The 23,947-nt window shown below is 74.2% G+C and carries 19 protein-coding genes; 11 read left to right on the forward strand and 8 right to left on the reverse strand.

Annotated elements, in window-relative coordinates; translation table 11 throughout:
* Positions 1-607: 607 nt before the first annotated feature.
* Positions 608-1,813: a cysteine desulfurase-like protein gene (locus AC0682_RS06335; protein ID WP_478531247.1), complete on the forward strand. Its 1,206-nt coding sequence runs from the start codon at positions 608-610 to the stop codon at positions 1,811-1,813.
* A gap of 151 nt (positions 1,814-1,964) precedes the next feature.
* Here AC0682_RS06335 and AC0682_RS06340 read toward each other — a convergent pair whose 3' ends face one another.
* Positions 1,965-2,951 (reverse strand): MerR family transcriptional regulator, encoded by a 987-nt coding sequence (locus tag AC0682_RS06340; RefSeq protein ID WP_478531248.1) that lies wholly within the window; start codon positions 2,949-2,951, stop codon positions 1,965-1,967.
* A gap of 223 nt (positions 2,952-3,174) precedes the next feature.
* On the opposite strand from AC0682_RS06340, the gene AC0682_RS06345 reads away from it, so the two are divergent.
* Together AC0682_RS06345 and AC0682_RS06350 are read left to right on the forward strand one after the other, a co-directional pair.
* Positions 3,175-3,849, forward strand: a complete 675-nt coding sequence (locus AC0682_RS06345) for an RNA polymerase sigma factor (protein WP_478531477.1) — start codon at positions 3,175-3,177, stop codon at positions 3,847-3,849.
* A 75-nt stretch (positions 3,850-3,924) separates the two neighbouring features.
* Positions 3,925-4,509 (forward strand): DUF4383 domain-containing protein, encoded by a 585-nt coding sequence (locus AC0682_RS06350; RefSeq protein ID WP_478531249.1) that lies wholly within the window; start codon positions 3,925-3,927, stop codon positions 4,507-4,509.
* Between the two features lie 56 nt (positions 4,510-4,565).
* On the opposite strand, the gene AC0682_RS06355 is transcribed toward AC0682_RS06350, so the two are convergent.
* Positions 4,566-5,408: a DUF1206 domain-containing protein gene (locus AC0682_RS06355; RefSeq protein WP_478531250.1), complete on the reverse strand. Its 843-nt coding sequence runs from the start codon at positions 5,406-5,408 to the stop codon at positions 4,566-4,568.
* Positions 5,409-5,944: 536 nt separating this feature from the next.
* On the opposite strand from AC0682_RS06355, the gene AC0682_RS06360 reads away from it, so the two are divergent.
* The 3 genes from AC0682_RS06360 to AC0682_RS06370 all read left to right on the forward strand — a co-directional run bounded on the left by AC0682_RS06360 (position 5,945) and on the right by AC0682_RS06370 (position 9,756).
* Complete coding sequence (locus tag AC0682_RS06360; protein WP_478531251.1) at positions 5,945-6,523, forward strand: fasciclin domain-containing protein; 579 nt, start codon at positions 5,945-5,947, stop codon at positions 6,521-6,523.
* Positions 6,524-6,670: 147 nt separating this feature from the next.
* Positions 6,671-7,186: a MarR family winged helix-turn-helix transcriptional regulator gene (locus tag AC0682_RS06365; RefSeq protein ID WP_478531252.1), complete on the forward strand. Its 516-nt coding sequence runs from the start codon at positions 6,671-6,673 to the stop codon at positions 7,184-7,186.
* A 335-nt stretch (positions 7,187-7,521) separates the two neighbouring features.
* Positions 7,522-9,756, forward strand: a complete 2,235-nt coding sequence (locus AC0682_RS06370) for an MMPL family transporter (protein ID WP_478531253.1) — start codon at positions 7,522-7,524, stop codon at positions 9,754-9,756.
* Here the strand turns inward: AC0682_RS06370 and AC0682_RS06375 are convergent.
* Entirely contained in the window at positions 9,708-10,172 is a 465-nt protein-coding gene (locus tag AC0682_RS06375; RefSeq protein WP_478531255.1) for a DUF7144 family membrane protein, read from the reverse strand. The two genes, AC0682_RS06370 and AC0682_RS06375, sit on opposite strands and share 49 nt — an antisense overlap.
* Positions 10,169-10,699, reverse strand: a complete 531-nt coding sequence (locus AC0682_RS06380) for a DoxX family protein (protein WP_478531256.1) — start codon at positions 10,697-10,699, stop codon at positions 10,169-10,171. Before AC0682_RS06380 ends, AC0682_RS06375 begins: the two co-directional genes overlap by 4 nt.
* Positions 10,700-10,992: 293 nt before the next feature.
* Between AC0682_RS06380 and AC0682_RS06385 the strand changes: the two genes are divergently transcribed.
* Positions 10,993-13,008 (forward strand): oxidoreductase, encoded by a 2,016-nt coding sequence (locus AC0682_RS06385; protein WP_478531258.1) that lies wholly within the window; start codon positions 10,993-10,995, stop codon positions 13,006-13,008.
* Positions 13,009-13,060: 52 nt separating this feature from the next.
* Complete coding sequence (locus AC0682_RS06390; protein ID WP_478531259.1) at positions 13,061-13,594, forward strand: PadR family transcriptional regulator; 534 nt, start codon at positions 13,061-13,063, stop codon at positions 13,592-13,594.
* A gap of 121 nt (positions 13,595-13,715) precedes the next feature.
* Here AC0682_RS06390 and AC0682_RS06395 read toward each other — a convergent pair whose 3' ends face one another.
* On the reverse strand, positions 13,716-14,747 hold the full coding sequence (locus AC0682_RS06395) for a DMT family protein (protein WP_478531260.1): 1,032 nt from the start codon (positions 14,745-14,747) through the stop codon (positions 13,716-13,718).
* Positions 14,744-15,697 (reverse strand): phosphatase PAP2 family protein, encoded by a 954-nt coding sequence (locus tag AC0682_RS06400; RefSeq protein WP_478531261.1) that lies wholly within the window; start codon positions 15,695-15,697, stop codon positions 14,744-14,746. The genes AC0682_RS06395 and AC0682_RS06400 overlap by 4 nt, the downstream gene beginning before the upstream one ends.
* A 173-nt stretch (positions 15,698-15,870) precedes the next feature.
* Here AC0682_RS06400 and AC0682_RS06405 point away from each other — a divergent pair, with 173 nt between their 5' ends.
* The 3 genes from AC0682_RS06405 (at position 15,871) to AC0682_RS06415 (ending at position 17,602) form a co-directional block, all read left to right on the forward strand.
* Entirely contained in the window at positions 15,871-16,551 is a 681-nt protein-coding gene (locus tag AC0682_RS06405) for a TetR/AcrR family transcriptional regulator (RefSeq protein ID WP_478531262.1), read from the forward strand.
* A gap of 298 nt (positions 16,552-16,849) precedes the next feature.
* Positions 16,850-17,071, forward strand: a complete 222-nt coding sequence (locus tag AC0682_RS06410) for a hypothetical protein (protein ID WP_478531263.1) — start codon at positions 16,850-16,852, stop codon at positions 17,069-17,071.
* 123 nt (positions 17,072-17,194) lie between these two features.
* A complete protein-coding gene (locus tag AC0682_RS06415) occupies positions 17,195-17,602 on the forward strand; it encodes an SHOCT domain-containing protein (protein WP_478531264.1) in 408 nt (135 codons plus the stop codon).
* 182 nt (positions 17,603-17,784) lie between these two features.
* Here AC0682_RS06415 and AC0682_RS06420 read toward each other — a convergent pair whose 3' ends face one another.
* On the reverse strand, positions 17,785-19,866 hold the full coding sequence (locus AC0682_RS06420; RefSeq protein ID WP_478531266.1) for a hypothetical protein: 2,082 nt from the start codon (positions 19,864-19,866) through the stop codon (positions 17,785-17,787).
* Positions 19,863-23,945 carry a DUF5682 family protein gene (locus tag AC0682_RS06425; protein ID WP_478531267.1) on the reverse strand — a complete coding sequence of 1,361 codons (4,083 nt, stop codon included), beginning with the start codon at positions 23,943-23,945 and terminating at the stop codon, positions 19,863-19,865. Before AC0682_RS06425 ends, AC0682_RS06420 begins: the two co-directional genes overlap by 4 nt.
* Positions 23,946-23,947 lie beyond the last annotated feature (2 nt).

Below are 23,947 nucleotides of genomic sequence, written 5' to 3' on the forward strand. Positions count from 1 at the left end.
GATGCGATCCAGGAGCACACACCGCTCACATCACATCGATGCAGCTCAAGGGTGCCCGAGGGAGCGGTGGACGCCCCGGGGCGCGAGCGGCGACTCATGCACCGAACCTTTACGGACACCCGGCTCCGATGGAATCGGGCCATGGCGTAAGTCGATCCCCCAATCCCATCGACCCAGATCATTCATTTCCGATTCCTGAGCCTTCTAACCACCACATCGACGCCGAATTGACGGACACCCCATCGACATTGAAAGCGGAATGCGGGGAATCCCTTACAAAGCATTGGTGGGTAAATTTATAGGAGGAATTCCCTCATAGGATCATCGCCGCGTCGCGGGACGGGCGCGCGCGAATGCGCTGTGCAGCACACCCCTACGCGAAGGAGCGCGATCGGGAGGGGCCGTGCGCGGTCGGCCGGGGCCACGCCCTGCGGGCCGGGGGCGGTGCGCCCGCGCACACGTCAGCGCGCGGAGGCCTTTCCCGGGTGGGTCCGCCCTGCGATGATCGGCGCCGAACCGCACACCCGCCCCGGGGCCGGGCCGCGGTGACGCAACTGTCGGCGCCACGACCGCGACCCGGCCCGGGCGCCCGAGCGAGGGAGTCTCCTTGACGTACGACGTCAGCACAGTACGCGCGCAGTTCCCCGCCCTCCGTGCCGGTACGGCACACTTCGACGGGCCCGGCGGCACGCAGACCCCGGCCCCCGTCATCGCGGCCTTCACCGAGGCGCTGGCCCGACCGCTGTCGATCCGGGGGGCCACCCTGCCCGGGGAGGTCCATGCGGAGACCATCGTCGGTGACTTCCGGCAGGCGCTGGCGGATCTGCTGGGCGCGCAGCCGGACGGGATCGTCTTCGGACGCAGCTCGACCCAGCTCACGTACGACATCTCCCGTGTCCTGTCGCAGAGTTGGGCGCCGGGCGACGAGGTGGTGGTCAGCCGGCTCGACCACGACGCCAACATTCGGCCCTGGGTGCAGGCGGCCGAGCGGGCGGGGGCGGTGGTGCGGTGGGCGGAGTTCGACCCGGCCACCGGGGAGCTGCCCACGGAGGCCGTCGGCGCGCTGCTGACCGAGCGGACCCGGCTGGTGGCCGTGACCGGTGCCTCCAACCTCATCGGCACCCGGCCGGACCTTCCCTCGATCGCGGAACTGGTCCACCGGGCCGGTGCGCTGTTCCACGTGGACGGGGTGCACCTGACGGCCCACGACTTCGTGGACGTGGAACGGCTCGGCGCCGACTTCTTCGTCTGCTCCCCGTACAAGTTCTTCGGCCCCCACCACGGGGTGCTGGCCGCCCGCCCCGAACTGCTGGAGACCCTGCGGCCCGACAAGCTGGCCCCCTCCACCGACGCCGTCCCCGAGCGCTTCGAGCTGGGCACCCTGCCGTACGAGGTACTGGCCGCCACCCGGGCCGCCGTCGACTTCATCGCGGACCTGGGATCCGGCGCCGCGGCGGCCGGGCGGCGGGAGCGGCTGCGCTCCGCCTACACGGCGATCGGCGCCCACGAGAGCGCCCTGCTGGAGACCCTGGAGAAGGCGCTGGCCGAGCTGGGCGGGGTGAGGGTGCACTCCCGGGCCGCCGAGCGCACACCCACGCTGCTGCTCAGCTTCGAGGGCCGGGACGCCTCCGACGCGTACCGCTCCCTCGCCCGCTCCGGTGTCCACGCCCCGGCCGGTTCCTTCTACGCCCTGGAGGCCTCCCGCCACCTCGGGCTGGGTGACGACGGCGGGCTGCGCGTGGGGCTGTCCCCGTACAACGACACGAAGGACGTGGAGCGGCTGCTGACGGGTCTGGCGGAGTTCCTGGGCTGAGGAGGCGGGCCGGGCAGGGGGCGAGGACTCCGTGCCCGGCCTGGCGTCGGAAGGCGGCCCTTGACGAGCCGCTGTCCGCCCCTCGGCCGGCGACCTGAAGCGTTCCCGGTCCCGGTCCCGGCCGGGGGCCCGGCTCGGGGCCGTACGGGGATCATCGACGGCTGATGGCCGCGAGCGCCTCCAACGCCTCGGCCAGGCCGGAGGGATGGCGTGTCCCCGGCGGCAACTGCCCGGCCCAGCCCGGCCCGGCGGCCAGCACGACCGGCCGCCGCCTGGCTCCCCGTACGCCCCACTCGATGGACTCCACCCGCGCCACCAGCGCCCGGCTCGCGGTGGACCGGGACTGGGCCCAGAGCACGACGGCTGCGGGGCCCGTACGCCGTACCGCCTCCGCCATCGCCTCCACGGGGAGGGCCGCACCGAACATCCTTACGGGCAGCCCCTGTTGGGCCAGTCCGGCGGCGAGCGCCTCCAGGGCCAGCGTATGGCTCTCCTCCGGGGTGCAGGCCAGGAGGGAGACGCCGGCACCCGAGCGGGGCACACCCGGTGAGGCGGCCCTGCGCAGTGCGCTGGAGACATGCCAGGACAGCAGGTGCTCGACCTCGACGTACCGCTCGCCCGCGGTCTCCCACTTGCGGCCGACGGCATGCAGCGTCGGCATGATGACCGAGTCCCAGGCGGCAAGCAGCCCGTGCCGCTCGATGGCCGCACTCAGCAGCTCGTCCATCGCCCGCGCGTCCAGCCGGACGGCCGCCCTGGCCAGCCCGCGGCACTCGCGGCGGACCCGGCCGACCGGCAGCGCCCCGGGGGCACGGGAGGCCCGCTCCCCCGCCCCTCCCGTCCGCTCGTCCGGGCCCGCGGCGGGCGGAGCGGGCCGGGAGGTGGCCGCCAGGACCGCGCGGGCGGCCTCGGCCGGGGGCATTCCCGCGTTCGTCAGGCCGCACATGCGCTCCAGCAGCCGGACGTCGGCCGACGTCCACCGCCGGTGCCGGCCGCCCTCACGGCGGGCCGGGCCGATCCCGTAGCGGCGGTCCCACGAGCGCAGGGTCGTCGGCGCCACCCCCAGCAGTCGGGCCACCGCCCCGGTGGTGAGGCCACCTTCGGCGGGCGATTCGGTGAGTGTGACCGCGTCGTCCATACAGCCACCATACGACGCAGAAACGATGCATGTTGCCTGGCGTCTCGCCACCCGGTTGCCTGTTGATCACGGGTGACGGTCCGCGCGGGAGGCGGCCCGTCCGGTCGACCACCGCGCCTGCCGCCCCCGTACGAGCGGCAGCCGACCTGCGGCTGAGCGGAGAGGACGGACAGACATGGCGGCGCTCCTGAGCCCGGCCGGCCCGACGGCCGTAGTGGCCACGATGCCTGCGGTGACCACAGTGCCGGCGGCGGTCGCGGTGCCTGCCGCCCGTGCGGCGGACCGCCCCGAGGCCCCGGCCTCCGACCGGGCCTCCGACCGCGCCGAGTCGGAGCGGCTGGCCACGGGGTTCGTGCGCGGTGACGAGGAGACCTTCGCCCTGGTGTACCGCCGGTGGGGCACGCTGGTGTACGCGCTGGCGGCACGGTCCCTGGGGGACGCCCGGGAGGCCGAGGACGTGGCGCAGCAGACCTTCCTCGCCGCGTGGCGGGGCCGCCACGGCTACCATCCGCTCCGCGGACCGCTGCCCGGCTGGCTGGTCGGCATCGCCCGCCGCAAGATCGCGGACGCCCATGCGGCCCGTTCCCGGCGGACGGAGCTGGCCGCCGCGCAGGCGGCGCGCGAGTCCGCCGACGCACCCGGGACGGCCGAGCCGCCCGAGGCGGCGCTCGACCGGGTGCTGGTGTCGCAGGAGCTGAGCAAGCTGCCCCCGGTCCAGCGGGACATCCTCCGTCTGGCGTTCTTCGACGACCTCACCCATGTCCAGATCGCCGAGCGGACCGGGCTGCCGCTCGGCACGGTGAAGAGTCACGCCCGGCGCGCGATGGCGCGCATCCGGCGCTCGATGACGGACGGCTCAGCGACGGACGGCCTCGCGACGGGCGGCTCCGCCGCATAGGGCTGTGCGAACGCTCTCCGGTCGGGCCGACCGGCGGGAGACGGCAGAACGGGGGGCGACGAAGAGGAGAGGGCAATGAATCTGAGCGACGAACTCCCCCTGGACCACCGGCTCGCGACCGTCTACCGGATCGGAGCGGGGCTCTGCGGAGTCATCCTTCTGGTCTTCGGCATCCTGGGCTTCACCAATCGGCTGGGCTTCTTCGACACCAACGGCTCGCAGGTGGCCGGTCTGTCGACGAACGGCCTGCTGAGCCTGATCTCCGTCGTCGTGGGTCTGGTCCTGATGGCCGGGGCGGCGGCCGGCGGGAACGTCGCCTCGACGGTGAACATGGCGGTCGGCACCCTCTTCCTGCTCAGCGGGTTCGTCCACATCTTCATCCTGGACAAGGGCGCCAACATCCTGGACTTCGGGATGTCCAACGTGATCTTCAGCTTCGTGATGGGGCTGCTGATCCTGACCTTCGGGATGTACGGGCGGGTCACCGGCGGGCTGCCGCACGACAACCCGTACTGGCGTCGCCGCCACCCCGAGCAGGCTGCCCGTGAGGACGCGGCCCGCGGCCGGGGAGCGGCCGCCGACGGACCGCCCCGACTCACCGGCGGCGCGGGGTCGCACCCGGCCGCCCGGTCGACCGGGCCCCGGCTGCCCGGGGCCTGAGAGGTCAGAAGCGCCCTGGGGTACGGGGCCCTGGGGCGCACATGTCCGGGCCTGCGTCATACCGTGCGGTAGCGGGCGTTGAACCAGGAGAAGACACCGAAGGCGACCAGGCCGGCGGCGATGACCCCCAGGAGCCACGGTCCGACGGGCGCCTCCGCGAAGGAGCGGAGGGTGTCGTCCATCCCCTTGGTCCGACCGGGGTCGTGCTGGACCGCGGCGGCGACGGCGAACCCGCCCGCGGTAGCGAAGACCGCGCCCCGGGCCGTACCCCCGAACACGCCCGCGGTGTCGAGCGCACGGCGTACCGTCCGCGACATCTCCGTCGTCTTCAGGTGCTTGTGGTATTTCCGCGTGATGGCCCGGGCCGCGATCCAGATCCCGGCACAGGCGACCGCGACTCCGCCGATCCCGACGATCCACTGTCCCCCGGGCCAGCCCAGCACCTCGGCGGTGATGTCCTGCGACTGCCGGTCGGACGAACCGCCACCGCTGCCCGACTCACCCGCGGCGAAGGAGAGGACGGAGTAGGCGGCGAAGCCGTAGAAGACGGAGCGCCCCGCGGCCATGGCCCGCTTGGAAGGTTTGTCGCCGTCGGGCCCGGCCTGGCCGAAGAGGGCCTCGGACAGCCGCCAGAGCGCCATGCCCACCAGGCCGATCCCGAGCAGCCACAGCGCGATCCGGCCGAAGGGCTGCTCCGATATCTCGGCGATCGCACCGCCGCGGTCCGCCTGTCGGCCGCCACCTCCGAAGAGCGCGATCTGCAGGGCGAGGGCGCCCACGAGAACATAGATGACCCCGCGGGCCCCGAACCCGGCCCGGGCCCCGGCCTCCACCGCGGTGCTGTCGGCGGCTCGCCGCGCCTGGCCGCGCCCCTGTGCTGCTACTGAACGGGTATTCATGCCATGCCGGTTGCCCCGGTCCGACGGATCGACTCCTGCCGACGGGGAGGGGGACCGCTGGGGGCGGGCGGAAATATCGCACACGGAAAAGACCCGAGCACCATTCCATGAGCCCGAGCACCGGTCCATGAATACACGCCGGGCGTTGATCCGACGATGGGCGGAACAGCGACACGATTCCTGACGCCACTCGTGCCCGAGTTCGCAGATTCAATTTCGCCGGCCCACGGCCTTCGGCAATGCATAACACCTTGGGACGTCTCGCTTCATCTCACAGAGAGATGGCCCATGACCTGAGCATCCTCCCCATGAGAGCCAGTACGCCCGCCGCGTCGCTTCTGCGTCGAATCCAGGCCGGACTGCAGCAGTCGTCATCTTCGGAAAACCCCTTGCCCAACGCCCTAGAAGCTCATTCCATCAACCTTTCAACAGGGGGTCGCATTTGACCCCGGAGGCCTTCTGTGGACACTGGAATTTACGGCTCGCCATGGCCGTACGGCGTGAATTTCCACTCCCACCCAGCCGGAGGAGTCATCATGACCATCAGCCGCCTGCAACGCACCGCCGCGACTGCCGCCGCCCTCGCCCTCCCCGCCTCCATGGTGTTCTTCGCGCCGCAGGCGCAGGCGCAGGCTGCTGCGGAGCCGTTCGGCCCGGCCTGCGCATCCGTACCGAAGGAGGGCGCGGGCAGCCTTGAGGGCATGGCGAAGGAACCGGTCGCCACCGCCGCCTCCAACAACCCCGAACTCTCCACCCTGGCCAGTGCCGTGGAGAAGGCCGGCCTCGTGGACACCCTCAACGACGCCGAGAACATCACGGTGTTCGCGCCGACGAACGACGCCTTCGAGAAGATCCCGAAGGCCGACCTGGACGCGCTCCTCAACGACAAGGAGGAGCTGACCAAGGTGCTGACGTACCACGTGGTGGGCGAGAAGCTGACGACGAAACAGTTGGAGGACGGTACGTACAAGACCCTTCAGGGCAGCGACCTCACCGTGGAGGGGTCCGGTTCCGACTTCACGGTGAACGACTCGTCGAAGATCGTCTGCGGCAACGTCCCGACGGCCAACGCCACGGTCAACCTGATCGACACGGTGCTCATGCCGCCGTCGTGATCCCGACCGGGTCCCTGGGCGGTGCCCGGAGAGTCGCTGCCTGGAGAACCGGGCCCGGACCGTGTGACGGTCCGGGCCCCAGCCATGGGTACGGGCCAGGGGTACCGGCGCTACGGCCGTGGGGCTGCGGTTCTATACGCTGAGCACGTGACCAGCGCTGACAGCCGACAGACCCGGGGCGGCACCTCGGACCCCACGGCGGCCCCGGAAGCCGGATCCGCCGCCGGCCTCCAGGCGTTCGCGGTCCAGCTCCGCCGGATGAACGGCGAGATCAACCGGATGACCCACGGATTCGCCGCGCACCAGCAACTGCACCCCACGGACGTGAGCGCCCTGGCGGCCATCCTCGACGCCCCCGCCCCCCTGACGCCGGGCGCGCTGCGCGAGCACCTGGGGCTCACGTCGGGTGCGGTGACCGCCTGCCTCGACCGCCTGGAGCGGGCCGGTCACATCCGGCGGGCCCGCGAGAGCAGCGACCGCCGGGTGGTGCACGTCCACTACGAAGCGAGTGCCCGGCTGGCCGCCCGCGACTACTTCATGCCGCTCGCCGAGGCCACCGAGCGGGCTCGGGCCCGCTTCAGCGAGGCTGAGCTGACGACCGTCCTGCGCTTCCTGACCGCCCTGAACGAGGAACTGTCCGAGGCGCCCCCGGCCCGCCGCTGAGTCCGGTCTGCCGCGGAGCGCCCTCCGGGCTCGCGCGACGCCTCGCCCCCAAGCCCCCGTCAAGCCCGCGCGACACCGCGCGCCGAAGCACCGTCCGGCGCGCGCACCACCTCAGCCCGCGACACTCTCGGCCTCGCACGGCGCGTCGCCGGGATTTCGGCCCGTCGGGTGCATCCATGAGGGGGCGGCCCGCAGAAGCACTCCCGTACGCACTCCTCCTCCCACGCTCCCCCGGTGAGGGGCCCGCGCAACACTGCTCTGCGGCCCTCCGCTAATGTATTTCAACGATTGAGATAGTTGTTGATTGAGATACTCCTCGCACCCCCGGGAGAGGCATGTTCACCCCTGCACGGTCGGCCCGCTGGCTGATCCCCGTCGTCCTGCTGATCGCCTGGCTCGGTATCGGCGGCGGGCTCGGTCCGTACGCGGGCAAGCTCGGCGAGGTCGCCACCAACGACCAGGCCTCCTTCCTGCCCCAGAACGCCGAATCCACCCAGGTCATCGACGCGCAGAAGGCGTTCCAGCAGAGCGAGACCTTGCCGGTCATCCTCGTATGGACGTCGAAGGACGAGGGCGCGCCGGTGAGCGAGGCCCAGCGGGAGGCCGCCACCGGCGCACTCGCCTCGCTCGCGGGCACCGAGGGCGTCGTCGGGAAGGCCTCCCCCGCGCTGCCTTCCGCGGACGGGCTCGCGCTCCAGGGCATCGTGCAGCTCAGCCCCGGCCTCGGGGACGAGCTGCCGACGGTGCTGGAGGAGGTCGAGGAGACCGGGTCAAAGGTGCCGGGCACGACGGTGCAGCTCGCCGGGCCGGCCGCGAGTCAGGCCGATCTGTCCGACGCCTTCGCGGGCATCGACGGGCTGCTTCTCGGCGTCGCCCTGATCACCGTGCTCGTCATCCTGGTGCTGGTCTACCGCAGTGTGCTGCTGCCCTTCCTGATCATCATCGGTGCCGTCTTCGCCCTGGGCCTGGCCTGCGCCGTCGTCTACGCCCTGGCGGACCACGACATCGTGCGGGTGGACGGTCAGGTGCAGGGCATCCTGTCGATCCTGGTGATCGGCGCCGCGACGGACTACGCGCTGCTGCTCACCGCCCGGTTCCGGGAGGAACTGGCCGTCCAGGGCGACCGCGTCGCCGCGATGCGCGTCGCGCTGCGGGAGTCCTTCGGGCCGATCACCGCCAGCGCCGCGACCGTGGCCGCCGGTCTGCTCGCCCTGCTCCTCAGCGACCTGACCAACAACCGGGCGCTCGGCCCGGTCGGCGCGATCGGGATCGTCTGCTCGGTCCTGAGCGCCCTCACCTTCCTGCCCGCCGCCCTGGTGCTGCTGGGCCGCAAGGCGTACTGGCCGGCCAAGCCCCGGCCGACCGAGGACGGGACCGGCGGCCACGGGATCTGGAGCAGGGTGGCGGCCCTGGTGGACCGGTCTCCCCGCAAGGTCTGGGCGATCACGCTCGCCGCCCTGGTCGCCTGTGCCGCGTTCGCCCCCACGCTCACCTCCAAGGGCGTGCCGCTGGACGAGATCTTCGTCAACGACGCCCCGTCCGTGGCCGCCCAGGAGACGCTGAGCGAGCACTTCCCCGGCGGCTCCGGCAACCCTGTGGTGATCATCACGGCGGCCGACCGGCTGGACGCGGTGAGCGAGGCCGCCTCCCGTACCGACGGGGTGGCCTCGGTCGCTCCCGTGAGCGAGGGCGGCCGGCCCGGCGGTGAACCGCTCGTCGTCGACGGCAGGGTCCGCGTCGACGCGACCCTCAAGGACGCGGCGGACAGCGACAGCGCCAAGGAGACGGTGGCCGCCCTGCGCGAGGCGGTGCACGCGGTGCCGGACTCCGACGCCCTGGTCGGCGGCTACACGGCCCAGCAGTACGACACCCAGCGCACGGCCGAGGCCGACCGCACGCTGATCGTGCCGGTGGTGCTGGCGATCATCCTGGCGATCCTGGTCTTCCTGCTGAGGTCGCTGCTGATGCCGGTCCTGCTGGTGACCACGGTCGCGCTGAACTTCCTGGCGACGCTGGGCATCTCCTCGCTGGTCTTCACCCATGTGTTCGGCTTCAGCGGCACGGATTCCTCGGTGCCGCTGTACGGTTTCGTGTTCCTGGTCGCCCTCGGCGTCGACTACAACATCTTCCTGATGTCCCGGGTCCGCGAGGAGTCCCTGCGGCACGGCACCCGGGAGGGCATCCTGCGCGGGCTGACCACGACCGGCGGGGTCATCACGTCGGCCGGCGTCGTGCTGGCGGCCACCTTCGCCGCGCTGGGCGTGATCCCGCTGGCGTTCCTCGTCCAGATCGCGTTCATCGTCGCCTTCGGTGTCCTGCTGGACACCCTCGTCGTCCGCTCGCTCCTCGTCCCGGCGCTGGTCCGGGACATCGGGCCGAAGTCCTGGTGGCCGGGGGCACTGAGCCGTGAGGGCTCGGACGGGGCCGGGGACGGTCAGGGCACGGACAGGGACGCGGAGCCGGGTGCGGACGGGAAGACGGTGCGGGACGCGGGCCGGAGTGCGGGGGACGGCGCGGACGGTCAGCGCAGTGCGGCGCCAGGGGCGGAGCCGGGGGCGGGGGGCCGGTAGGCGACCAGCGCCCAGATCACGAAGATGTCCAGCCCGATCATGAGCACCGACCACACCGGTGCGTACGGCAGGAAGAGGAACTGCGCGAAGAGGGCGAGGGAGGCGAGGACGATACCGGTCACCCGGGCCCATCCGGCGCCCTTGAGGAGCCCGGCGCCGGTGATCACCGCGCAGAGGCCGATCACCAGGTGGATCCAGCCCCAGCTGGTGAGGCTGAACCGGTAGAGGTAGTCGCCGACGGTGCCGTAGACATCGCTGTCGGAGAGGGCGGCGATGCCTTGCAGGGCCGCGACCACGCCCTGGCACAGCATCAGCACCCCGGCGAAGAGGACCCCTCCGGTGACCCAGGCGCTCTCCGGTTCGGGCACCGGAGGGGGGCCGGAGGAGCCGTCGAACAGGCGGGTGTCCTGGTTCATCGGTCCGACTCCTGCTCCTCGTCCGCCTGCCCCTTGGCCCGCCTGCCGACCACCGCGGCGGCGGCGACCGCGCTCCCCGCGAAGGCGAGGGCGACCATCCAGGGGCGGTCGAAGACGTGGCAGGTGACATGGTCCACGGAGTAGCGGCCGGGGCCGGCCAGCCCGATGGCGGCGGCGGTGAAGCCGAGGAACGCCGGATACTCGTAGCCGCCGCCCTGGGCGAAGAAGCCCGCCGGGGCGTGCACGGCCACCGCACCCGCCATGGCGCCCGCCGCCGCGGCCCCGGCCGCGGGTGTGGCCAGGCCCAGCGCCAGCAGCACACCGCCGCCCGCCTCACCGAGTCCGGCGGCGACCGCGCTGTGCTTGGGCGGATGGAACCCCATCGCCTCCATCGCGGCCGTGGTGCCCTGGATGCCGCCGCCGCCGAACCATCCGGCCAGCTTCTGGCTGCCGTGGGCGGCCAGCACCGCGCCGGTGCCGACGCGCAGGGCGAGCAGACCGAGATCACGCCGGTTGACGCAGACCATGAGGACTCCCGGGGTGGGGGTGCGTGCGGTACGGCTCCCACTCTCCTCGACCGCCACCGGGCAGGCGCGGCTGGCTACTCCGTACGGGGCCGTGGCCCGGTGCCACAAGGGTGGAGGCGGGGCCGGGACAACGGCTGGGACCGAGGCCAAGGCGGGCACCGAGGCGCGGCGGCGGTGCGACCGGACAGGCACGGGAGGGCCCCAGTGCGACGTACGCCATTGTGCAACTTGTTGCACAAGCGGCTCGCGGTGGTCTACAACTGACGCGACGCCCCCATGCCGAGGAGACCCGCATGAGCCTGTACCCGAACCTGCTGAGCCCGCTGGACCTCGGGTTCACCACCCTCCCCAACCGGGTCCTCATGGGCTCGATGCACATCGGCCTGGAGGAGGCCGAGCGCGGCTTCGAGCGGATGGCGGCCTTCTACGCGGAGCGCGCCCGGGGCGGCGTCGGCCTGATCGTCACCGGCGGCATCGCCCCCAGCGAGCGGGCGTGCTCCTTTCCCGGCGGGGCGAAGATGACGACCGAGGCGGAGGCGGAGCAGCACCGGGAGATCACCTCCGCGGTGCACGCGGCGGGCGGCAGGATCGCGATGCAGATCCTGCACTTCGGCCGGTACGCGCACCATCCGGACCTGGTGGCACCGAGCGCGCTCAAGGCCCCCATCAGCGGGTTCACCCCCAACGCCCTCACCGAAGCTCAGGTCGAGGAGACCGTCGAGGAGTTCGTCCGGGCGGCGGAGCTGGCGCGGCACGCGGGGTACGACGGCGTCGAGATCATGGGCTCCGAGGGCTATCTGATCAACGAGTTCATCGTCTCCGCGACCAACCACCGCACCGACCGCTGGGGCGGCAGTTACGAGAACCGCATCCGGTTCCCCGTCGAGATCGTCCGCCGGGTCCGCGAGCGGGTCGGCCACGACTTCATCCTGATCTACCGGCTCTCCATGCTGGACCTGGTACCGGGCGGCTCGACGCTGGAGGAGGTCGTGACGCTGGCCAAGGAGATCGAGGCGGCGGGCGCGACGATCATCAACACCGGCATCGGCTGGCACGAGGCGCGCATCCCGACCATCGCCACCTCCGTGCCGCGCGCGGCCTTCACCTGGGTGACCGAGCGGGTGCGCGGAGCCGTCTCCGTGCCGCTGGTGACGAGCAACCGCATCAACACCCCCGAGGTGGCCGAGGACGTCCTCGCCTCGGGCCGGGCCGACATGGTCTCGATGGCGCGGCCCTTCCTGGCCGACCCGGAGTTCGTCGCCAAGGCGGCGGCCGGACGGGCGGACGCCATCAACACCTGCATCGGCTGCAACCAGGCGTGCCTGGACCACGTCTTCAGCCTCAAGATCACCTCCTGCCTGGTCAATCCGCGCGCCTGCCATGAGACCGAGCTGGTGCTCTCGCCCACCCGGACCCGCAAGCGCGTCGCCGTGGTCGGGGCCGGTCCGGCGGGGCTCGCCTGCTCGGTGACGGCCGCCGAGCGGGGCCACGCGGTGACCCTCTTCGACGCGGCGGACGAGATCGGCGGCCAGCTCAACGTGGCCCGCCGGGTGCCGGGCAAGGAGGAGTTCGACGAGACGCTGCGCTACTTCCGTACGCGACTGGCGGAGCTGGGCGTCGAGGTGCGCCTCTCCACCCGGGCCGACGCCGGGACGCTGGACGGCTTCGACGAGATCGTGCTCGCCACCGGCGTCGAGCCGCGTACCCCCGCGATCCCCGGCACGGACCACCCGAGCGTGGTCAGCTACCTGGACGTGCTGCGCGACGGGGCTCCGGTCGGCGACCGGGTCGCGATCGTGGGCGCGGGCGGGATCGGCTTCGACGTGGCGGAGTTCCTCACCGACGGCGGCGACGCGGCGAGCCTGGACGCGGAGACGTTCTTCCGCCAGTGGGGCGTCGACACGGCCTACGCGGGCCGGGGCGGCCTGCGGGCCCCCGAGCGCCCCAAGGCCCCCCGTACCGTCCACCTGGTCCAGCGCAAGACCACCAAGGTCGGCGCGGGCCTCGGCAAGACGACCGGCTGGATCCACCGCACCGAACTGCGCCACCGGGGCGTCGAGATGATCGCGGGCGCCTCCTACGACCTCATCGACGACGAGGGCCTGCACCTCACCGCCGACGGCGAGCGGCAGGTGCTGCCGGTGGACACGGTCGTCCTCTGCGCGGGCCAGGAGCCGCGCCGCGAGCTGTACGAGGAACTGCGCGCGGCGGGCGGCCCGGTCCATCTGATCGGCGGCGCGGACGTGGCGGCCGAGCTGGACGCCAAACGGGCGATCCGCCAGGGCACGGAGCTGGCCGCCTCGCTCTGAACCCCGCACGGGGCCGGTACCGCTGCCAGCCCCCGTCCTTAGGATGCACGTCATGTCACTGCCGCACGCGATTCTCACCGCCCTGCTGGAGAAGCCGTCCTCGGGTCTGGAGCTGACCCGCAGGTTCGACCGGTCGATCGGCTACTTCTGGTCCTCGACCCACCAGCAGATCTACCGCGAGCTGGGACGACTGGAGCAGGCGGGACGGATCAGGGAACTGCCCGCGGCGGCACCGGCCCGGGGCCAGAAGAAGGAGTACGAAGTCCTGCCCGCCGGCCGCGAGGAGCTGGCGGCCTGGGTGGCGCTCCCCGAGGACCCGCGCCCGGTCCGCGATCCGCTGCTCCTGCGGATGCGGGCCGCGGCGGTCGTCGGGGTGAACGGCATGGAGGCCGAGCTGCGCCGCCATCTGGCCCTGCACGAGCACCAGTTGGCTGAGTACCGGGAGATCGAGGAGCGGGACTTCACCCCTGCCCCCGAGGCCGATGCCGACCGGCTGCGCCATCTGGTGCTGCGGGGCGGCATCGACCTGGAGACGTTCTGGATCGGCTGGCTGACGCGGGCGATCGGGGATCTGGAGGACGCCTGAGCGTCCGGCCGTCACCGGTGAGGTGGGCCGGACGCCTGTAGCGGCTGGGGGTCGGACGGCCTGTCGGTACGGGTAGGGCCAGGCAGCTTGTCGTTACGGGTGGGGTTCGGGCAGCCTGCCGTCACGGGTGGGGCGGAACGGCCGCCCGTTCGGCGAAGGGCTCCGCGCCCACGGCGAAGGGGCCCGCACCCAGGGGCTCCGCGGCTGCGCCGAGCGGGCTCGCGGCCGTCGGCGCCCCGTCGGCGCGCCGGGGGCTGCCGATCACGACCCTGGAGGCGACGGGATCCAGCAGTCCGGGGGCCGCGTCCGCCACGCCCCGGTCCGCGCCACGCGCCTGGGCCCGGCTGAGCAGGATCACCCCGCGTACGGCGGCGGCCGTACCGGACAGCGCCAGGGCGAGGCTGACCGGCCCGCCCTGGAGACGTTCGCCGAGGAGGGCCAGGCCGATCGCGGCGGCGGCGACCGGGTTGGCGAGGGTGACGACGGCGAGGGGCGCGCCGAGGCCGCCCCGATAGGCGGTCTGGGAGAGCAGCAGGCCCCCCATCGCGAAGGCGGAGACGAGCAGCGCCACCGTCAGCAGCCGCCAGCTGAACAGCGGGCCGCCGGAGTGGTCGGTGACGGCGACGGTCAGGGTCTGCGTGAGCGCGGAGGCGACCCCCGACGTGATGCCGGAGGCCGCCGCGTGCCGCAGCCCCGGGCGGGCGCCCGGGCGGCTCAGCCCGGCGACCACCGCCATGGTGGCCGCGCCTACACCGAGGGCCTCGGGGAGCGTGAGGGTGTCCTGCGGGGCGGAGCCGCCCGTGGCGAGGAGCAGCGCGGCGAGGCCGAGCAGGGTGAGGACCGTGCCCCGCCACTCGGTGCGCCCGACCCGGCGCCCCGCGGCACGCGCCCCGAGCGGCACGGCCGCGACGAGAGTGAGCGCGCCGAGCGGCTGGACCAGGGTGAGCGGACCGTAGGTGAGCGCGGCGACGTGGAGGAGCGCTCCCCCGGCGTTGAGTCCGACCGCCGCCCACCAGGCGCCCCGGCCGAGCAGCCGCAGGACTCCGGCGGAGGGGTCGGTGCGTCCGGCCAGCCTGGACTGGGCCACTGCGGCGGACGCGTAGGCACCGGCGGAGACGAGGGAGAGCGCGACGGCGATCAGCGTGGCACTCATCGGCCGGCCCCGATGTCGGCGGGGGCATGGACGGGCGGCTCGCTGGGGACCTGGACCGGAACGGAGATCTCGGCAGGGGTGCGGGCGGGCGGTGAGGTCGCCGCGTACGCATGTGTGCCCGCATCCGTATGCGTGCCCGCGTACGCCGGTCCACATCGGCCCCCGTCGCGCGCCGCCCCGCCTCCTGCCTGCTCCGGGCGCTGTGGCGCACCCCGGCCCACCCCGCTCGGCATCCTCAGCGCGGCCAGCGCCACCGCCAGCATCGCCACCGCCACGATCGCGTCCAACCAGTAGTGGTTCGCCGTGGCCACGACGACGATCAGGGTGACCGCGGGGTGCAGGAGCCAGAGCCACCGCCACCGGGAGCGCGTGGCGGCGATCAGGCCGACGGCGACCATCACGGCCCAGCCCACGTGCAGCGAGGGCATGGCGGCGAACTGGTTCGCCATCGTGTCCGTCGCGGGCGTCGCCCCGTACACCGTCGGGCCGTAGACCTGGCCGGTGTCGACGAGCCCGGCGGCCGGGAGCATCCGGGGCGGGGCGAGCGGGAAGACCAGGTGGAGCACGAGGGCGCCACCGGTGAGTACCGCGAGCACGCGCCGCGACCAGAGGTAGTGGAGTGGGCGGCGCCAGTAGAGCCAGGCCAGGAAGAGGGCTGTGGCGGGGAAGTGCACGGCGGCGTAATAGGTGTTGGCCGCCTGGACGAGGACCTGGCTGTGCAGCAGCCCGTCCTGGACGGCGCCCTCCCCCGGGAGGTGAAGGGCGCGTTCGAGGCCCCAGACGTTCCCGGCGTTGCGGAACGCCTCCTCGACATGGCCGTTGGCCGCCCGGCGGCCGAGCTTGTAGGCGAGGAAGAGTCCGGCCACCAGAAGGAACTCGCGAACGAGGGGCGGTCGGGCACGTATGTCCGGCTCCTGGTCCGTGGGCTCGGTGCGGGCGTACGTCGTCACCCGGTGCCCCCTTGGATGCGAAGCGGTATCAGGACGGCACGGTCGCTCCGCACCGAATCGATACGCCAGTGTACCGATACGTTGGCGTATCGGTACACGCACGTATCGGTACACTGGCGTATCGAGAACCTCGCCGCACCGTCGCAGCCGCACCGCCGCCGGAGGGACACCCCATGCCGTCGCCAGATTCCGTAGGTTCCGTACCGGAGGCAGCCCCCGTCTCCCGCCGGTCGAAGATCACACCGGAGCGGGCGCAGGAGCTGTACGCGGCGGTGCTGGACCTGTTGCGGGAGGGCGGCTACGAGTCGCTGACCATGGAGGGCGTCGCCGCCCGCACGCGGTGCGGCAAGTCGACGCTGTACCGGCAGTGGGGCACGAAGCCGGAGCTGGTCGTCGCCGCGCTGCACGGCACCCGGCGGATGCGGCTTCCGGAGATCGACACCGGGTCGCTCGCCGGGGACCTCCTGGAGGCGGCCCGCACGATCGGCGAGGCGTCGGAGCGCGACACCCCTCTGATGCACGCGCTCAGCCACGCGGCGCTGCAGAGCCCCGAGCTGCTGTGCGCGCTGCGCGAGGCGCTGATCGTGCCGGAGATCGCGGCGATCGACGCGATGGTCCGGCGGGCCCGGGAGCGCGGCGAGATCGCGGCCGAGCTGCCGGGTGCGGAGTACGTGGCAGCGCAGCTGCTCGGCGTGATGCGCGCGCGGCCTCTGCTGGAAGGACGGTACGCCGACGCCGCGTATCTCAGCAGGTTCGTCGAGAAGGCGATCCTGCCCGGCCTCGGGCTCTCACCGGGACCCGGGCACGACCCTGGGGCCGGGCCCGGGCTCGCGGCGGGGACGCCGGAGCCCTGACAGACGTGGACCGTCCGTCCCAGCGGGTGAGGGCGGTCCACCCGGCGCCGCACCGTGGGGACGGGGGCGGCGCAACGCCCGGTCGGCCGGTGGCCTCTTCGGAGGTCACCGGCCGCCCGTACGCCCCGCCCCCTCCCGGCATCGCGCGCGCCGGCCCCGGTTCGCACCACCTGTCGGACCGAACGAGCGACTGGTCAGCTCCCCGCGCGCGCCATCGAGGCCACCACCGGGACACCGTCGAGGGGCGGGTCATGGCACCGACCGATCCGATCGACATCGGCAGGCGGGCGGGCGGGCGGTGATCGTCACCGGCGACGTCAAGGGCATCGCCTCCGTGGTCACGGAGGCCTTCCTCGCGGCGGGCGCAGAGGTCACGGGCTGCGGCCGCTGCGCGCCCGCCACCCTCCCCTCGTCGGGCGGGCTGAGCGCCGCCTTCCACCCCACGGACGTCCGAACAGGAGGCGACGCACCCGGAAGGCGCCGGGTGCGCGGCTTGCGCGATGTTGGACCGCACCGTTGAGACCCAACGGCCCCGACAGTCCCGGGGTTCACCGGCGGCCGTCGGCACACGCACGGTGCGGATGCGAAGGAAAGGGACCAAGCGTATGAATGAGGGATCAACGGCTCGAACGGAGTTGGCCCCATGGACGATTACCCGCTCCTGAACCTCTTCCTGACCATGCTGTACCTGTTCCTCTGGGTCATGTGGTTCTTCCTGCTGTTCAAGGTGGTGACCGACCTGTTCCGCGACCACTCGCTGAACGGCTGGGCCAAGGCCGGCTGGCTCGTCCTCGTCATCCTTCTGCCCTACCTGGGCGTGCTGATCTACCTGATCGTGCGGGGTCGCAGCATGCACGAGCGCGACGCCCAGCTGGCCAAGGACTCGGAGGCGGCCTTCCGGCAGTACGTGAGAGAGGCCGCGGGCAGCTCGGGCGGCGGCTCCGGCGGGAACAACCACGTGAGCGATCTGGCGAAGCTGGCGGAGCTGAAGGACAAGGGCGCTCTCGACGACGACGAGTACGAGCGGGCCAAGGCGAAGCTCCTGGCCTGAGAGGCCCTGCCGGGTCGTCCGGGCCGATCCGTCCGGCCCGGGTCGCTCACCTGCCGCGACGTGCCGCGACCCGCCTCGACGTACCCGGCCGCGGAGAGTCGCACGCCCTCCTTGACGGCCTCGCCGCCGCGAGCAGGGCGACGGACGCTGCGGCGGCGAGGGTCTTCGTCAGGGGAGTGTCTTCACCGGCGGCTTCCGGCGGGCCGGGACGCGGTAGTGGCTTCCGCGGTGCTCCCCGTGAGGACACCCGGGATCGGTTCCCAGGCCGCCGCGCACAGGGACTCCGCGACGGCCGCCGTGTAGCGGGCGGCGGCGAGCCAGTGGGCGGCGAAGCCGTCGGTGTCGGCGGGGAGGAGGCGGCCGAAGAGGTCGCGTTCGCGTCGGGCCGCCGAGGCGCGGAGGGCGGTGAGCAGTCCGGCGGCCGTGGGGAGGCCGCCGCGGCGCAGGCGGCGGGCCTCGGCGGTGACGTCACCGAGCAGGCCGAGGGCGGCGCGGCCCGCCGGTACGGCCTGCTCGACGCGGCGCTCCAGGAGGTGGAGGGGCGACTCCGCGCCGGGGCCGCCGGTCTGGGGCGGGGCGGTGTGCACGGGGGCGCCCGGGTCGGGGAGGTCGGCGCGGCGCAGCCGGTCGAAGCCGACGTCGACCGTGCCCTCCCCCGTGGGGTGCGCGCAGGCGAGCAGGGTGAGCCGGGGATGCTGGGCGGGCACCAGGCGGCCGATGATCCGCAGCCGTGTTCCTGGTGCCGCGGCCAGGAGCATCAGGTTGTCGCGGTGGGCCAGCGCGGGATCGTCGTCGGCGACGGCGAGGCGGACCAGAGCCCCGCCGTCGCACCGCGCGAGCAGGCAGGCGCCGCCGGATTCCCGTATCGCGCCCAGGAGTTCGACGTCCAGGAAGAGCAGGTCGCTGCCGCCGCCCTCCGGTTCCGCGTAGCGGGAGACGGATCGCAGGGCGCGGGCGGCCTGTTCGGCCGGCGGAGTCTCCCACAGGGCGGCGAGGGGTGGCTCCGTCCAGGCGGCGCCCCGGGCGGTGACGGCCTTGACGCCCTTCCCCGCGCCCAGCCTGCCGTCCGGGGAGACCGTCGCTCCGGCGACCGCGAGACCGGCCCGGCCCAGCTCCCGGTGGGTGAGGGCGGTGTCCCCGAGGCGCACCGCGCGGTCGGCCACGCCCAGGGCGCGCCCCGCCCCGCCGGGTGCCACGTCGCCGACCGTACAGAGTCGGCCGTCGGGGGTGGCGACCCAGGTACGGGCGCCACCGTGCCCCGAGTCGGTGACCACGGGTTCGGTGAACAGGCCGTACACACGGAGGGAACCGTCGGGGTGGTACGGGCGGCGGGCACGCCCCCGTACGGCTGCCAGTTCCGCACCGGTGGCCGTCCCCACCCGGTGTGCGGTGCCCAGGAGTTCGGCCAGGGCGGTGACGAGGTCGGCGGTGCGGTACGAGGGGGACTCGGCGCGGGCCGCGCGCAGCAGGGTGACGACGGACAGCGCGGCGGACGCGGCGCGCGGCAGCTGCCGGAGCCGGGCGGTGTGCGCGGCGCGCAGCAGTGCGGCCTGGACAACGGCACCGGCCCCGTCCACGCCCGCCTCCAGCACGGCGGCGCCCGCCGACCAGAGTCCGGCAGCCGCCTGGCGCTGGGCGGGGCTCGCCTCGTCGGGAGCGGGGGCGGGCAGAGGGGACTGGGTTCCCGAGGCGGGGGTTGCCGGGGTGCGGGCGCTCGCCTGGGCCGTCACGAGTGTGGCGGCGGTCGCCGCGGCGGTGTCACCGGAGGGTGGAGTGGAGCCGGGAAGCGGGCAGGGGCCGGGGCCCGTCGGGGTCGGTTGTGCGGCGGGTCCGGAGGTCGCGGCGGCAGGAGCTGCGTCGCAGGCGGCTCCGGTGGACGGCAGGGACGCATCTGCGGCGGGGATGGAAGCAAGGGTCGGGGCCGCCACGGGCTCGGGTTCAGAGGTCGCGTCCGGGGCCCTCTCGGAGGGCAGGTCCGCCATGGGGGCGGCGCAGGCGGCGGCCGCACGGTGGAGGCAGGCCGGGGCGAGGAGGCAGCCGCACGCGATGGCGTCCACCGTGGCCACCACACCGCCCGGGGCGTGGAGGCGCAGTTCGGTGTCGTCGTCGACCGCGATCGTCACCGTGTCCCCGTCGCGGTGAGCCGGGCGGGCGGCGAGCTTGGCGACCGCCGCGTCCAGCCGCTTGCGCAGCCGGGGTGAGAGGTTCTCAACCAGCATGGCCGTGACCTCCGGCGCGACGGGCGGCAACTGGGCGGCGGTCATGCGGTCTTCTCTCCTATCCAGCGGGCGAGTTCGAGTGGGCTGAGGGCCGCCACGGGCATGCCGGCGGCCACGAGCTGCCCGGCCACGCCCGTCGAGTAGCGGGGTCGGCCCGCGTCGTCGAGGCTGGCGCACCCCAGGACATGGCAGCCGGTGGCGACCAGGGCCCGCACCTCGGACAACAGCCCGCCGATCGGAGCGCCCTCCTCGAAGTCGCTGATGAGGACGACGAGGGTGCGGCTGGGCACCGTGATCAGGCTGCGCGCGTGCCGGAGCCCGGCGGCGATGTGCGTGCCCCCGCCCACGCTCACCTCCAGGAGGAGCGCGAGGGGGTCGCGCACATGGCCGGTGAGGTCGACGACCTCCGTGGAGAAGGCCAGGAAGTGGGTGCTCAGGGCCGGTACCCCGGCCAGCACGGCGGCGGTCAGCGCGGACCAGACCGTCGACGCCTCCATGGATCCGGAGACGTCCGTGACCAGGATCAGGCGCCAGTCGGCGGACCGGCGGGCGCGGCTGCGGAACACCGGCTTCTCGGGGACGACCTGGACCGTACCGTCCTTGGTGCGGCGGGCGGTGGCCAGGTTGGCGCGCAGCGTACGCGGCAGGTCCAGCCGTCCGCCCGGGCGGCGGGTGGGCCGGGCCAGCATGGTGCCGGTGAGGGCGGGCCGCAGCCGGGTGGCCAGTTGCCGGGTCAGTTCGTCGACCAGGCGACGGACCAGCGGCCGGAGCGCCGCGAGGCGTGCCTCGGGGAGGCCGCCCGCGTAGCGCAGGACCGTGCGGAGCAGCTCCACGGAGGGAGTGGCGGCTGCCGGGTCGAGTTCGGTGAGCACGTCCTGCCGCCCGGTCGCGGCAGCGGCGGCGAGGACCTCCTCCCGGACGCCGGGGCCGAAGAGCGCGGCGAGTTCCTCGGACCACTCGCGGACGCCGGGGAACGACGCCTCGCGGCCGCCTCGGCCCTGGCCGGGCAGGGGCAGGCAGCCGCGGGAGCCCTCGCCGCGCCCCGCGCCGTACAACTCGTCCAGGGCGGTGGCCAGGCGGGCGGCACCGGAGGGCAGTTGGTCAGGGCGGCGACCGAGGACGAGCCGCCACCGGTCGGCGGGGGCGAGGGTCCGCACGAGGGCAGGGGCGGGAACGGGGGCGGGGGTCCCCTGGGGCCCGGTCCCGGGGCCGGCCGACGGGGCGGCGGTCCCGGTGGTGCCGTCGGGGGCGGCGGGACCGGATGCCGGGGCGGTGCCGGTCGTGGTCCCGGTCCCGGCCTCGGTCCCCTCCTTGGCAGTACGGGGACGGAGGTGCGCCGGATCAGCGGGAGACGGGGCGGTGGCAGCGGGGGCCACAGGCTCCGGCGCGGCTGCGGACGTCGCCCGGCCGGGCTCGGTGGCCGCCTCGGTGGTACGGGAGTGCTCCGGGTCGGCGGGAGACGGGGGGATCGTGGCGGGGGCCGAGGGCACGGAGGCGTGCCCCTCGGTGCCCCCGGGGGCCGGGGCCGGCAGGCCGAGGCCGGTCAGGAGATCGCGGGCCGCGAGGTCGGCGGCCGTACGGCGAGCCAGCTCAGCCGGGTCCTCGGCACCAGGGATGTCCACCCGTTCCCCCAAGCGCTCCTCGACGGTGTCCAGCAGGCGGTCCCGGGCGGCCGGGCTCAGGGTGTCGAAGCCGCCGCGCAGGGCGGGCAGCCGGGCCAGGAACGCGGCGTCGTCCAGCTCGACGACCCGGTGCAGCAACGGGTCCAGGGCAGCGACACCGACGGTCAGGAGCGGCCCCGCCGCCGTCAGGACGCCGGTGAGACGGGCGGTGAGGGCAGCCCTCGACGGACTGTCCACCGCCGCGTCCACCCAGGAGGCGACGCGCACCCCGAACGTGCAGGCCTGCTCGTGGCCCGTGAGCACCCGGACGGCCCCGGCGGCCGCGGCGATCAGCGGAGTGCCGTCGGCGGCCAGCCGGGCGAGGGCGTCGGCGAGCCGGATGCCACCCACCCGGTCGGCGCGCTGCGCCAGTTCGAGCAGCGCCCGGGCGTCCGCGGGCTCCTCGGAACCGGTGAGGCCGTCGACCTGGCGGACCGCCGCCGAGGTCAGGAGTTCCACCGCGTGCGCGATGCGGGTGGGAAGGGTGGAGAGGGCGTCCGGGGTGTCGGAGGGAGACGGGTCGCGAAGTGCCGCCAGGCCGGGCAGGGAGCCCGCGGCGACACGGTCCAGGAGGTCGAGCCCGGCGAGGAGTTCGGAGAGGGTCCCGCTCGCGGGGAGTACGGCTGCCAGCTCCGTCAGGCGCTCGTCGGCCAGGGCGGGGAGCCCGCACTCCGCGGCCTCCGTCAGGCCGCGCACGACCTGCGCGGCCGTCGGACCGCCCTCCGCGCGTTCGGTCGCGTGCCGCCCGCGCAGTACGCCCTCGGCCGCCTGGGCGGGGGTGACGCCGCGGGCTCCGGCCGCGGTGAGCATCGCGGCCGTGGCCGGGGTCCACCGCACCTGCCAGCGCGTGGTGAGCCCCTCCGAGCCCGCCGCGCCGCTCACCTCCTGCTCCTGCGCGTACGGGACGCCGCAGACCGTCAGCCGGCGCAGCAGCAGTTCCCGGCGGCCGTCGAGTGCGGAGCGGGCTGGGTCGAGCCGCAGGTCGCGCGAGGTCTTCTCGGCCGCGTCAGCGGGGCCGGGAAGGGACAGCGCTTCGGTCTCGGCCTCCACGGCGGGGCCGAGGCCGCTGCGCGGGGCGGCGGACGTGGGGCGTCCGCCGCGGGTGCCGACCAGAACGCGTTCGAGCGCGTGGGCGACGGCGCGGCCCGTGCCGTAGGTCTCGCCCCGGCCGAGCACCGTCTGCACGGCCTCCAGGAACTCACCGCGCCCGGGGGCGGGCAGGTCGCGCAGCCGGGCCAGGTCCCCGGCGACCCGGACGACTTCGCGGCCGTCCGCCGGGCCGTAGGGGTGGCCCTGTTCGCGCAGGGCGGCGCAGACCCGGACCGCCGTACGGATCAACGCCTCGTGCAGGGCGGCGGGGTCCCCGGCTGCGTCCAGGACCATGTGCTGCCATTCGGGGTCCCGGATGCCCGCCGGGTAGCCGGAGCGGGAGTCCAGCAGGGGGTAGGTGTACGGAATCAGGGAGACGGTGCAGGCCGCCCCCGCGCCCGGTGCGTGCGCTGCCGGGTGTCTGTCCGACCCTGGCGCGGTGGACGACAGCAGCGCCGGGGTGTGGAAGGCGCCCACCACCACGGCGGGGCGCCGCCCGTTGGCCAGGGCCTCGGTGATGTGCCGGCGCATGCACGCCTCGCGCGCCAGGTCGGTGCCGTCGACGCCGTACCGCGCCTCGGCCTCGTGCCGCAGTGCCCAGCCGGTGAGCAGGGCGGCGCGGCGGAGCGCCTCGGGTGAGGAGCCGGGGGCGGGGGCCTCCACCAGGCGGTCCCACAGGTCGTCGCCGTCGCGGCCGGTGAGCCGGGACCGGAGGGCGGCGGACAGCCCGCGGCCCTCCCCCGGGACGCGTGCGGAGTCGGCGCCCGGGGTGGATGCGGGTACGGGTGTTCCCGGACCGCCCCGCGCCCAGGCCCGGTCCGCGAGCGGGAGGTCGCAGGCCACGGCCGGGACGCCGTTCCGGGCCGCCCAGCGCAGGGCGGCCAGCTCGGGCGAGAAGTCCGCGAACGGGTAGAAGGCGGGCCCCCGTTCGCCGTGCGCGCCCTGCCCGGTGGCGGGCACGGCGGCCAGCGCCACCGGGGCCCGGGTCTCCTCGTGGGCGAGCCAGCCCAGCCAGGGCTGGAACTCTCCGGGCAGTTCCACGAGGAGGACGTCGGGGGCCGCCGCGTCCAACAGGGCGGGGACGGCTGCCGCGAGGGAGGGCGCGTGGTGGCGCACTCCGATCAGGAACGGCAGCCCGGGCCCGTCCGCCGCGAGCGCCGCCACCGCGGCCTCCGGGCCCTGCGCCGGGACGGCGGTCGGCGCGTCGGCGACCGGCCGCGTCGGCACGGCAGCCGGTGGCGTCGTCCCGGCGACGGCCGTCCGCTTCTCGGGGGTGGCCGCCCGGTCCTCGGCGGCTGCCGTCCGCCCTTCCGGCATCGTCGCCCGCCTCTGCGGGGTGGCTGTCCGCGTCTCGGGCGTGGTCGGCTCGCTCATCC

The organism is Streptomyces sp. NPDC043746, assembly GCF_056436485.1.